This window comes from Neisseria sp. HMSC067H09 (genome assembly GCF_001814135.1).
In the GTDB taxonomy this organism is placed as follows: domain Bacteria; phylum Pseudomonadota; class Gammaproteobacteria; order Burkholderiales; family Neisseriaceae; genus Neisseria.
Genome location: NZ_KV814876.1, coordinates 1 through 12580 on the forward strand (window position 1 = coordinate 1; position 12580 = coordinate 12580).

Sequence of the window (12580 nt, forward strand, 5' to 3'; positions counted from 1 at the left end):
TTGCTTTCAGACCTGCTTGTGCCAAGTCAACGATATCTTTATCGTGACGAGTGATGGCTGCGTTAGTTGCATCGCTCAGGGCAGTTACTTCATCACCGATGTCGTTAACTTTTTTGCCCATATTGTCAGTGTATTTTGCCAATTCTTCGAAGTCAGCTTTGTCGGCTTTAGTTTCAATTGCCGCTTTATTGGCATCAATGTCTTGGCGGTTAACTTCTAAAGCTTCCATCGCAGCTTTACCTGCCGAGGCAAGATCACCGATGTCTTTGTCCAAGCTGGCGATCGCATTGTTGAAGCCTTCGTTAGCTTCTTTTTGCTCTTCCAATGCTGCTTTATTGGCATTTACATCTGCGCTGATGGCATTAACGACTTCTGCAGTTTTCACCAATGCTTCGCTGTTTTCGTTGACGGTTTCAGTCAAGTCACCCAATGCTTCATCGTGTGCAGCTACAACTTCTTTCAAACCCAATCCGCCAAAGCCGTCAGCTTCAACATCTGCTTGTGTAGCTTTTCTAGTGGATTTGACGCCATCATCATCAGTCACAACGATTTCATCGCCATCTTTGAAACCGTTGAGTTCTTGAGCATTTTCGATTGCTGCAAATGCGGCTTGCTCAGCGGCTTTTTTGGCTCGTTCAGTCTCAGCGGTCAAATCAGCAAGACTTTGGTCATGTTGTGCAACAACTTCTTTCAAGCCCAGTCCGCCAAACTCATCTTGTTCAACATCTTCTTTGGTAGCTTTTTTGACAGATTTGATACCATCAGCATCGGTAAAGACGATTTCATGGCCCTCTGCGAAGCCGTTGAGCGCTTGAGCATTCTCAGCTGATGCAAGTGCAGCTTGTTCGGCAGCCGCTTCTAGGGCTTTGGTCAGACCTGCTACGCCTTTGGTCAGACCTGCTACGCCTTTGCTTGCCTTGTCGGCTTTATCGGCAACTGCGTCAATTTTAGAAGCAGCATCTACTGCTTTATCAGCGGCATCTTTGGCTTCTTTTACTTTGCTGTCAACGTTGGCAGAAAGTTCGGTTACTTTGTCTTCGGCGGCTTTGGCAGCGGCTTTGGCATCTGCCGTGTCTTGCGCCAGGCTGTCCACACGAGTGTTTACTGCGGTTACGTCTTCGCCGATTTCGTCAAATTGGTCGGAAATGTCTTTACCCATTTCTGCAACTGATTCATTCAGCTTGTTCACACCTGTGGCAACTTCGACAATACGAGTACCATTGGTGGTAATGGCAGTTTTCAGTTGTTCGATGGTTTCGTCTTGATCATCTAAAGCAGCCGATGTTTCTTTTGCCAAGTTGTCCACACGAGCATTGACGGCTGTAAGGCCGCCTGCCAAGCCTACACCTTTCAGACTGTCGGCTTCGATATCTTCATTAGTGGCTTCGCGGACGGTTTTGTTGCCATTAGCATCAGTTGTGATGAAATTTGAACCAGATGCAAAACCATTAATGGTTTGTTCTAACTCTAAGGTTTTCAAAAGCAGGGCATCGCTATCTTTTTTGAAAGTCAGCTTACCGGTACTTTTATCATATGTTGTGCCTTCGCCGAAGACAGTAAAAAACGCTGCTTGACCTTGATCGTCTTTGCCGCCAACCGCTGCTGCAAAGTTTTGTTCAGCCGCTCCCGCTGCGCCGCTTGCTACGGCTGCCGTAACAGCCATGCTCAATACTTTTACATTGAATTTTTTCATGTTTTTTACCTTTGTATGGTGGGTGTAGGGACGTTGATGCTTTTCCGGCGGCTCCCCGTAAACTGTAAAAGGATTATGCCGTTTCGGGCTGGAACTTAATAATCGCCAAGAAAAGTTTCAATGCATATTGTAAAAGTACGAAATTAAAAATCAAGGCTTGTGTCATTTTTTATAGTGGGAATAGGGGCGCATAGGCCGGTATTCTTCGATTTTTTTGAAATGCATTTTGATGCAATAAATGGCAATAGAATAATAAGCATATGAAATATATGATATTTTAATTTGATTTTTGGGTTTTTTTGATGGGTATTACCTTGTTTCGTAGAAAATATTTTAAATTTCTATTTTTATCAATTTGTGGGGAAAAAGCGACGAACGGTATTTTAATTTGATTATTCGGATGCATTTGGCATTTTGCTACTACAAGTAAATGTTTTAATTTTTGTAAAGAATTCTCTTGCGTATGAGGATGATGTACTTGTTGTCGGCAAGGCTCTGGTATTCTGGCATAAGGCTTAAATAGGTTTCAGACGACCCTTTTGCCTTTTATTTATAGGGGTCTGCATAGTGATGGCGATATAGCTTGGAAAACCGGGGCTTTATGGATAACGAAAGCTGCGATTTGCTATAAAATTCCTTTTCTATATTCAGATACGGATAAGCTATGGAAACCGCCTTGCTCCTTGCCGGAAAAATCACCGAGCTGACGCTGATTGTCCTGATGGGCATGGCGTTGGTAAAGTTTAAGCTTCTGAATTCCGAACACAGCCGCACGCTCTCCGTCATCGCGCTCTACCTCATCAGCCCGTCGGTGATGATTCACGCCTTTCAAATCGAGAATACACCCGACATCATTGACGGACTGAAACTCTCGGTTGCCTTGGCGGTCGTGTTCCATATCCTGCTGATTGCGCTGGGCAGGCTTTTCAAAACTGTGTTTAAGCTCGATACGCTCGAACACGCTGCCACGGTTTACACCAATTCCGGCAACCTCATCATCCCGCTGGTAATGTCCATTTTCGGACCGCAATGGGTGATTTACACCAGCGGCTTCATCATCGTCCAAATGTTCCTTTTCTGGACGCACCTGCGCCTTCTGCTTTGCGGGCGCGGCAATCTTGCGTGGAAAACCGTACTTACCAACATCAACATCCTTTCCATCTTTATCGGCGTGTTCATGTTTGCCTTCCAAATTAAACTGCCGCACATCATCGACAACACGCTCGCCACCGTCGGCAGCATGATAGGCCCCGTCGCCATGCTCGTTGCCGGAATGTTGATTGCCTCGCTGCCGCTTAAAGAAATCGTCCTCTCCAAACGGATTTACCTCGTCGCCTTCCTGCGTCTGATGCTTATCCCACTGATTCTGCTGGTGTTTGTCAAAATTTCGGGCATTGCCCATTTGGGCGGACACAGCGATACCGTCGTCCTCATCAGCTTCCTCGCCACCGTCAGCCCCGCCGCGTCCACCGTTACCCAAATGGCGATGGTTTATGATCAGAACGCCCGTAAAGCCAGCGCGATTTACGGCATCACGACGCTGCTGTGCGTCATTACCATGCCGCTGATGATTGCGTTGTATCAAGCGATGGTTTGAAAGGGTTGGGTAAAGAAAAAGGTCGTCTGAAACATCCTGAACAGGGTTTTCAGACGACCTTTTGTTGTTATTCCCATCATGACGGGCGGAATATATAGTGGATTAACTTTAAACCAGGACGGCGTTACCTCGCTTAGCTCAAAGAGAACGATCCTCTAAGGTGCTGAAGCACCAAGTGAATCGGTTCCGTACTATATGTACTGTCTGCGGCTTCGTCGGTCTTGTCCTGATTTAAATTTAATCCACTATAAATCACACCTGCCTGCTTCTGCGGATGCGCTTCGCCTTATTTCGCCATTTCCGCAAACACTTGGTGCGCGGTGGCGATGGTTTCGTCAATCAGCTCGGGCGTGTGCGCGGCGGAGACGAAGCCCGCTTCATAGGCGGACGGGCCGAAGGCGGTGTTGCGGTCGAGCATGCCGTGGAAGAAGCGTTTGAAGGCGTCGATATTGGAACGAGCCATGTCGCCGTAGTTTTGCGGGGCATGGGCGGCGAAATACAGGCCGAACATACCGCCCACGCTGTCGGCGGTGAACTCGATGCCGTGCGCTTTAGCGGCGGCGGCAAGCCCGTCGGCGAGGCGGCGGGTCAAGGCAGTCAGGTTTTCGTAGAAGCCTTCGCGCTGGATGATTTCAAGCGTTTTCAAGCCGGCGGCGACGGCAATCGGGTTGCCTGATAATGTGCCTGCCTGATACACGCCGCCCAGCGGGGAAATGCATTCCATGATGTCTTTGCGTCCGCCGAACGCGGCAAGCGGCATACCGCCGCCGATAACTTTGCCCATCGTGGTCAGGTCGGGCGTGATGCCGTGCAGCGATTGCGCGCCGCCGAGCGCGACGCGGAAGCCGGTCATCACTTCGTCGTAAATCAACACGGCGCCGTGTTTTTCGGTCAATTCGCGCAGGGCTTTGACGAAGGCTTCGGTCGGGCGGACCAGGTTCATATTGCCGACGAAGGGTTCGAGGATGACGCAGGCGATTTCGTCGCCGTTGCGGGCGAACGCTTCTTCGAGTTGGGCGATGTTGTTGTATTCGAGGACTAAGGTGTGTTTGGTGAAATCGGCGGGAACGCCTGCGGAAGACGGGTTGCCGAAGGTGAGCAGGCCGCTGCCGGCTTTGACGAGCAGGCTGTCGGAATGGCCGTGGTAGCAGCCTTCGAACTTGATGATTTTGTCGCGTCCGGTGAAGCCGCGTGCGAGGCGGATGGCGGTCATGGTCGCTTCGGTGCCGGAGCTGACGAGGCGCAGCCTTTCGACGGACGGCATGATTTTGGCGATTTCTTCGGCGATAACGATTTCGCCTTCGGTGGGCGCGCCGAACGACAAACCGCCCAACGCGGCTTCACGCACGGCTTCGATGACTTCGGGGTGCGCGTGTCCGACAATCGCAGGCCCCCACGAACCGACGTAATCGGTGTAGCGCGTGCCGTTTTCGTCCCAAACATACGCGCCTTCGGCTTTTTTGATGAAGCGAGGCACGCCGCCGACGCTGCCGAATGCGCGGACGGGGGAATTCACGCCGCCGGGGATGATGGCTTTGGCGCGGTCAAACAGGATTTCGTTACGGTTCATAGCGGGTTCTTTCTGAGGTCGTCTGAAAAATAAGCGGTATTTTATCATCAGATTGCCGGTGCCAGCCGTTTCAGACGACCCCGAAAGCCCAAACCGCCACGGCGCAACGCCGTATCTGAAAATGAAAATTGTTCTGTAAAAACAATCACTCTGTTCATATTTGAAGCGTTTGTGCTATAATCCGCACCCATTTATACCATAAAGAAAACATCATGTTACGCGGATTCATTTTAATGCTTACCCTTTTGGTTTCCACCGTCTCCTACGCCGCCCAGCGCAAGCTGCCGAGCGATATGGACGCGGCGGTTTTGAAACAGGTCGAACTGCCTTATCTGAAAGTGAGCCGTGGCGGCTTCTCATGGACGCGCCTCTTGACGCTGGGCCTTGCCGACGGCAATTCCGCCAAGCTGCAGATTACCCGTTTCACCAAAATCCACGACGAAAACGACCGCTTCATCCCGATGGGGCGGCTGGCGGGAAAAACCGGCAAAACCATCGCCTTTAAACACAACGACACCAACGCCCTCGTGCGCGAAGTGTGGGTTTTGACCGACGACGAAGCCTCCCGTTTTACCGCGCAAAAAGAAGTCCGCGACGAGATTAAGCAAGACGCGCAATAAGCCGCCGCCTGCCCGTTTCAGACGACCCAAACACACACCGCGTGGTTGGCTGTTGCAGCCGCAGCAGCGCAACCGCGCATTTTTGCGCCCTGACGAATCAGTGTTTCAGACGACCTGCCAAGCCTTCCCCCAAGGTCGTCTGAAATTAAGATTTCCATAACAATCAGCCCCGCAATTACGGGCTACCTGAGAAAGACACAAACCATGAAAAAAGTATTTATCCGCACCTTCGGCTGCCAAATGAACGAATACGACAGCGAAAAAATGCTTGCCGTACTCGCCGAAGAAAACGGCGGCATCGAACAAGTGACCGAAGTCGACGAAGCCGACATCATCCTCTTCAACACCTGCTCCGTGCGCGAAAAAGCGCAGGAAAAAGTATTCTCCGACTTAGGCCGCGTACGCCCGCTCAAAGAAAAAAATCCCGACCTCATCATCGGCGTTGCCGGCTGCGTCGCCTCCCAAGAAGGCGAAAACATCATCAAACGCGCGCCTTATGTGGACGTCGTCTTCGGCCCGCAAACGCTGCACCGACTGCCCAAAATGATTGTGGATAAAGAAACCAGCGGCCTGTCGCAAGTCGATATTTCCTTCCCCGAAATCGAAAAATTCGACCACCTGCCGCCCGCCCGCGTCGAAGGCGGCGCAGCATTCGTGTCCATCATGGAAGGCTGTTCCAAATACTGCTCGTTCTGCGTCGTCCCCTACACCCGCGGCGAAGAGTTCTCCCGCCCGCTGAACGACGTTTTGACCGAAATCGCGAACCTTGCCCAGCAAGGCGTTAAAGAAATCAACCTCTTAGGACAAAACGTCAACGCCTATCGCGGCGAAATGGAAGACGGCGAAATCTGCGACTTCGCCACCCTGCTGCGCATCGTCCACGAAATCCCCGGCATCGAACGTATGCGCTTTACCACCAGCCACCCGCGCGAGTTTACCGATTCGATTATCGAGTGCTACCGCGACCTGCCCAAGCTGGTGTCGCACCTGCACCTGCCGATTCAGAGCGGTTCCGACCGCGTATTGAGCGCGATGAAACGCGGCTACACCGCCTTGGAATACAAATCCATCATCCGCAAACTGCGCGCCATCCGCCCCGACTTGTGCCTGAGCAGCGACTTCATCGTCGGCTTCCCCGGCGAAACCGAGCGCGAGTTCGAGCAAACCCTGAAGCTGGTGAAAGACATTGCCTTCGATTTGAGCTTCGTCTTCATTTACAGCCCGCGCCCCGGTACGCCCGCCGCCAACCTGCCGGACGACACCCCGCACGCCGAAAAAGTGCGCCGCCTCGAAGCCCTGAACGAAGTCATCGAAGCCGAAACCGCCCGCATCAACCAAACCATGATAGGTACCGTACAACGCTGTCTGGTCGAAGGCATCTCCAAAAAAGACCCCGATCAGCTCCAAGCCCGTACCGCCAACAACCGCGTGGTCAACTTCACCGGCACGCCCGATATGATCAACCAAATGATCGATTTGGAAATCACCGAAGCCTACACCTTCTCCCTGCGCGGCAAACCGGTCGAAGCGTAAAGCCGTTCCGCCATAGCAAAGGTCGTCTGAAAACCTGTGTCTTGGTTTTCAGACGACCTTTTTTCAGATGACCTGAGAGTCTGTCGATATTCAATAATTTCTGTATCTTTTTGTTCTTAAAGCGGCATCTTCTGCGTTGGAAATTCTCGCAAGGTATCCAATCTTGCTGCGGTTTCCAGCTTGATTTTACCGCTTTTCAAACAAAAATCCACTTCGAAAATCAAATGTCGGCAGCACTTAAGCGTAATGCCGTTCTTCGCCTTTGCCGTCCACATTCTCGGCGCAGCGTTTGCAGATGGTTTCATGGCCTGCGACTGTGCCGATGTCGTGGGTGTAGTGCCAGCAGCGTTCGCATTTTTCGCCGTCGCTGGCTTTGGCGGTAACGGCAAGTTCGCTGCCGGTTTTGACTTCGACTTTGGACACCAAGAGGGCAAAGCGCAATTCTTCGCCCAGGGCGTTCAGGTAGTCGGCGGTGGCTTCCGGCGCGGTGATTTCGGCTTCTGCCTGCAAGGACGAACCGACGGTTTTGTCAGCGCGCAAAGGCTCGATGGCGGCGGTTACGGCTTCGCGGGCTTCGCGGACTGCCGTCCATTTTTTCACCAGTTCGGCTTCGGCTTTCTCGTTGATGGGCGGGAACTCGTGCCAAGTGTGGAAGAGGACGCTGTCTTCTTCGCCGCCGCCGATGATGTCCCACGCTTCTTCGCCGGTGAAACACAAAATCGGTGCAATCAAGAGAACCAGGCTGCGCGTGATGTGATACAGGGCGGTTTGCGCGCTGCGGCGGGCGTGGCTGTCGGCTTTGGTGGTGTAGAGGCGGTCTTTCAGGATGTCGAGGTAGAACGCGCCCAAGTCTTCCGAGCAGAAGGCGACGATGTCTTTCACGGCGAAGTGGAAGGCATAGCGCGGATAGAAGTCGCCCGCCAAACGTTCTTGCAGCTGACGCGCCAACACTAAGGCGTAGCGGTCGATTTCAACCATGTCTGCCTGCGGTACGGTGTGTTCGAACGGGTCGAAATCGCTGAGGTTGGCAAACAGGAAGCTCAAGGTGTTGCGGATGCGGCGGTAGCTTTCGGTGACACGTTTGAGGATTTCTTTGGAAATCGCCAATTCGCCGCTGTAATCGGTGGATGCCGCCCACAGGCGCAGGATGTCGGCGCCGAATTCGTTATAGACTTCTTGCGGCGCGACGACGTTGCCGATGGATTTCGACATTTTGCGGCCGTTTTGGTCCACTACGAAACCGTGGGTCAGAAGCTGTTTGTACGGGGCGCGGCCCATTGAAGAGGCGCAGCCGGTCAGCATGGAGGATTGGAACCAGCCGCGGTGTTGGTCGCTGCCTTCGAGGTAGAGGTCGGCGGGCCAGCCCAATTCTTCGCGCTGTTTCAAGACGGAATAATGGGTCGAACCGGAGTCGAACCATACGTCCATCGTGTCGGAAAGTTTGTCGTAGTTTTCGCAATCTTCCGCGCTCAACAATTCGCTTTTATCGAGGGAGAACCATGCTTCGATGCCTTTTTCTTCGATTTTCAGGGCGATTTTTTCCAAAAGCTCGGCGGAATTCGGATGCAGCTCGCCCGTTTCTTTGTGGACGAAGAAGGTCATCGGCGTGCCCCAATATCGTTGGCGCGACACGACCCAGTCGGGGCGGCCTTCGATCATGGCTTCTAGGCGCGCGCGACCCCAAGACGGGAAGAATTCGGTGTCGTCCACGGCTTTGATGGCTTTGTCGCGCAGGGTTTTGCCGTCGCTTCCCGCTTTGTCCATGCCGATAAACCATTGACCCGTCGCGCGGTAAATCAACGGGGTTTTGTGGCGCCAGCAGTGGGCGTAGCTGTGTTCGATTTTGCTGCTTGCCAAGAGGTTGCCGGTTTCTTCCAGCCATTGCAGGATGACGGGATTCGCTTCCCAAACGCTCATGCCTGCCACGCGCGGCGTTTCGCTGATGTATTTGCCTTCGGCGTTGACGGGGTTGTAAAGCTCGATGCCGTATTTGTTGCAGACGGCGTAGTCTTCCAAACCGTGCGCGGGGGCGGTGTGTACCAAGCCCGTACCGGCATCGGTGGTAACGTGTTCGCCGTTGAGCATGAGAATATCGCGTTCGAGGAACGGATGATTCATGTGCAGGTTTTCCAGCTTGTCGCCGGTGGTTTCTGCCAATACTTTCAGGTCGTCTGAAACGAAGCCGTAGCGTTTGAGCGCGTCTTCCGCCAAATCTTTCGCCAGCACCAATTTGCCTTTGGGCGTATCGATTAATTGATACACCACGTCCGCACCCGCAGATACGGCTTGGCTCGCGGGCAGCGTCCAAGGCGTGGTCGTCCAGATGACGGCAAACGCTTTGCCTTCGATGCCTGCCAAACCGAATGCGGCGGCAAGCGCGGCGGTGTCTTTAAACGGATAGCCAACGTCAATCGCAGGCGATACTTTGTCTTTGTATTCCACTTCCGCTTCCGCCAGCGAAGAGCCGCAGTCCAAGCAGAACTGAACCGGTTTCGCGCCGCGGTAGAGATAGCCCGATTTGTAGATTTCACCGAGCATACGCACGGTATCGGCTTCAGTTTTGAAATCCATGGTCAGGTAGGGGTTGTCCCAGTCGCCCAACACGCCCAGACGGATGAAGTCTTTTTTCTGGCGGGCAACCTGTTCGGCGGCATATTCGCGGCACAATTCGCGGAAACGCGCTTTGGGCATATCTTTGCCGTGCAGCTTTTCCACCATCACTTCGATGGGCAGGCCGTGGCAGTCCCAGCCCGGCACATAAGGCGCGTCGAAACCGGCTTGGGTTTTGCTGCGGATAATGATGTCTTTGAGGATTTTGTTGACGGCATGACCGATGTGGATGTCGCCGTTGGCATACGGCGGGCCGTCGTGCAGGATGAATTTCGGACGGCCTTTGGCGATTTCGCGCAGTTTTTGATAGCGTTTGTGCTCGTACCAGCTTTTCAGCCACGCAGGCTCGCGCTTGGCGAGGTTGCCGCGCATCGGAAACGGGCTTTCGAGCAGGTTTACGGTTTTGCTGTAATCGGTCATGTTGTGATTCTCTATGGTTTCGGTATTTCGGTTTCAGACGACGTTTTGCAAACAAGGTCGTCTGAAAAAATGCAAAGGGCTATTGTAGCGGAATTGTATTGTTTTTATAAGGGGTTTGGACGAAAGGCCGATGCTCGGCGCAAGGGTGGAGGAGTCGGTTTTGCCGTAAATTTTGCGGTTTGACGGATGCACATTCAACCGATGCGGCATTGTCTCAATTTGGTTTGATTTTTCGTTACTTTTTGATGAAGGTTGACCGTAAATTAAAATAAAATAATAATCTATATCATTAACTTTCTAAATTTCTTCCTCGACGATACCAAGCTTGCCGAACTTTGGTTCGTCCGCCGTCCGGGCAGTAACGGCATTGTCCACAGCATCGAAGCCTATGACGACCGCCGCAATTTGGTGCTGCAACTGTTTGGCAGACCCGCCGATGCGGAGGCGGAATCCGAAGCGTGGCGCGTGTTGATTGCCGAAGTGCGCCAAACATACGGGTTGTAATCTTTTTTGAACCCACACCTCGTCTGAAACCCCGTTTTGGGTTTTCAGACGACCCCAAAACCCCGCAAACCATACGGAAACATCATGAAAAAACACATTTTCGCCGCCGTTCTGACCCTGCTTGCCGCCCATGCCGCCGCGCAGCGCGTCGTTATCCTGACGCCCGACGTTGCCGACATCGCCGCGAAACTCGGTGCGGACAAAGAAGTCGTCGGCATCCACGAGTTCAACCGCAACCCCGCCTATAAAAACACGCCGTCCATCGGCTTTTACCGCAATTTCTCCGCCGAACCCATCATCGCCAAAAAGCCTGATTTGGTCATCGGAAGCTGGATGGCGAAACCTGACGGTATTTACGCCCAACTCAGCCGCGCCGGTGTCAAAGCGGAAAACGTCAATTCAAACGAAACGCTGGAGCAATACCAGCAAAGTTTCGCCCGCATCGGCAAATTGTTGGGCAAGGAAAAGCAGGCGCAGGCTTTGGCGCAGCAGTTTAAAAGCAGCATCAAGGCGCAGCCTGCCAACGGCAAACGCTACATCTTGAGCTACGACGGACGTTATGTTGCGGGTAAAAATACTGTCGGCGACGTGCTTATCCGCTTAGCCGGTGGGACGAACGCGGCGGCTTCGGTGGACGGACTCAAACCGTTTTCGCGTGAAGGCTGGCTCAATGCGAAACCCGACGTCATCATCATCGCCAAACACAATGAAAAAGCCCTCGGCGGCCTCGACAAAATCATGACGCGCCCCGAAATCGCTTCCAGCCCCGCCGGGAAAAACAAACGCATCTTGTTCTGGCAGGCGGACGACTATATGCGCTACGGCCTCTACACACCCGACATCGTCCGCAAGCTGCACGATTTAGGGAAATAAGAGGCGGTCGTCTGAAAGTGGCGTGATGGCACGAAGTCGGATGGGCAATCCGGCTTTTTGTCGGTTTCAGACGACCTTCTTTTGCCGCCGTTGTTTCGGAACAGAAGCACATGAAGGCAACGGTGTTTCATGTGCGTTTATCGTAAAAAGGTCGTCTGAAAACGGGCAACGGCGAATCCGTCGGCGTTTCGCAGCCGCTGCCGAAATACTCTTCAAAGAATCACAACATGAAAAAATGGCTTCCGGCGTTGCCGGTTTTATCTTTGTTTCTCATCTGGTTTTGCGCCGGAGTGGGCGAGGGCGGCTGGAGCAATCCGCTTGCCGCCGATCCCGTGTTGATGGAAATCCGCCTGCCGCGTATTTTTGTCGCTTTGCTGGTCGGCGCGGCACTTTCCGCCAGCGGCGCGGCGTTGCAGGCATTGTTTGAAAACCCGCTTGCCGACCCGAGCTTGATCGGTACGTCGGGCGGGGCGGCGATGGGCGTGGTGTTGGCGATTGCGATGGGCTGGAACATCGCCGTACCGCTGGCGGCATTTGCGGGCGCGTTTGCCGTCTGCATCCTGATTTTGCTCGGACACCGTCTGGTCGGCGGCGGCAAGCTGGGGCTGTTGGTCATGGGTTTTGTGGTCAGCGCTTTGTGCGGCGCGTTGGTCAGCCTGATTCTCTTCCTTTCAGACGACATGGCATTGCGCAGTGCCATGACTTGGCTCTCGGGCAGCTTCTCCGAAGCGGGTTTTGTTTCGCCGGCTTACGCAGGCGGCGTGATGCTGGCGGGTTTGGTCGTGTTGACCGCCGTCGGCCGCCGTCTCGACTATTTGCTTTTGGGTGACGAAACCGCACACACCATGGGCATCAGCGTCGCCGCCACACGCGTGGCAACCATCATCGGCGCGGCTTTGATGACCGGCGCCGCCGTCTCGCTCGGCGGCATCATCGGTTTCGTCGGCATGATGATACCCAACGTATTGGCGCAGGCAGTCGGCGGATCGCGCACCCGCCTGATTATCCTGTCCGCCGCCGTCGGCTCGATTTTCATGTTGCTCGCCGATACGTTTGCCCGCTGGGTGGTGTACCCCATCGATCTGCCCGTCGGCATCGTCATCGCCATTTTGGGCGGGCCGTTTTTCCTGTGGCTGATTGTCAAAGACCAAAGGAGCTGA

The 12580-nt window shown here is 53.5% G+C and carries 8 protein-coding genes and 1 pseudogene; 6 read left to right on the forward strand and 3 right to left on the reverse strand.

The window, feature by feature from the left end; all coding sequences use genetic code 11:
• A pseudogene (locus HMPREF2954_RS02820) lies at positions 1-1693 on the reverse strand (outer membrane insertion C- signal); the annotation flags it as partial.
• Between the two features lie 664 nt (positions 1694-2357).
• Here HMPREF2954_RS02820 and HMPREF2954_RS02825 point away from each other — a divergent pair.
• Entirely contained in the window at positions 2358-3290 is a 933-nt protein-coding gene (locus HMPREF2954_RS02825) for an AEC family transporter (RefSeq protein ID WP_045072737.1), read from the forward strand.
• A gap of 286 nt (positions 3291-3576) precedes the next feature.
• Here HMPREF2954_RS02825 and hemL read toward each other — a convergent pair whose 3' ends face one another.
• Positions 3577-4860 carry a glutamate-1-semialdehyde 2,1-aminomutase gene (gene hemL / locus HMPREF2954_RS02830; protein WP_045072738.1) on the reverse strand — a complete coding sequence of 428 codons (1284 nt, stop codon included), beginning with the start codon at positions 4858-4860 and terminating at the stop codon, positions 3577-3579.
• Positions 4861-5072: 212 nt separating this feature from the next.
• On the opposite strand from hemL, the gene HMPREF2954_RS02835 reads away from it, so the two are divergent.
• Positions 5073-5480: a hypothetical protein gene (locus HMPREF2954_RS02835; protein WP_003758897.1), complete on the forward strand. Its 408-nt coding sequence runs from the start codon at positions 5073-5075 to the stop codon at positions 5478-5480.
• Between the two features lie 204 nt (positions 5481-5684).
• Positions 5685-7013: a tRNA (N6-isopentenyl adenosine(37)-C2)-methylthiotransferase MiaB gene (gene miaB / locus HMPREF2954_RS02840; protein WP_070688991.1), complete on the forward strand. Its 1329-nt coding sequence runs from the start codon at positions 5685-5687 to the stop codon at positions 7011-7013.
• A gap of 237 nt (positions 7014-7250) precedes the next feature.
• Here the strand turns inward: miaB and ileS are convergent, their stop codons facing one another.
• Positions 7251-10043 carry an isoleucine--tRNA ligase gene (ileS, locus tag HMPREF2954_RS02845; RefSeq protein ID WP_045072740.1) on the reverse strand — a complete coding sequence of 931 codons (2793 nt, stop codon included), beginning with the start codon at positions 10041-10043 and terminating at the stop codon, positions 7251-7253.
• 288 nt (positions 10044-10331) lie between these two features.
• Here ileS and HMPREF2954_RS11400 point away from each other — a divergent pair, with 288 nt between their 5' ends.
• The 3 genes from HMPREF2954_RS11400 (at position 10332) to HMPREF2954_RS02860 (ending at position 12580) form a co-directional block, all read left to right on the forward strand.
• Positions 10332-10547 carry a ChuX/HutX family heme-like substrate-binding protein gene (locus tag HMPREF2954_RS11400; RefSeq protein WP_231574614.1) on the forward strand — a complete coding sequence of 72 codons (216 nt, stop codon included), beginning with the start codon at positions 10332-10334 and terminating at the stop codon, positions 10545-10547.
• Between the two features lie 84 nt (positions 10548-10631).
• Positions 10632-11420 carry a heme/hemin ABC transporter substrate-binding protein gene (locus HMPREF2954_RS02855; RefSeq protein WP_045072742.1) on the forward strand — a complete coding sequence of 263 codons (789 nt, stop codon included), beginning with the start codon at positions 10632-10634 and terminating at the stop codon, positions 11418-11420.
• 227 nt (positions 11421-11647) lie between these two features.
• Positions 11648-12580: a FecCD family ABC transporter permease gene (locus HMPREF2954_RS02860; RefSeq protein WP_039408307.1), complete on the forward strand. Its 933-nt coding sequence runs from the start codon at positions 11648-11650 to the stop codon at positions 12578-12580.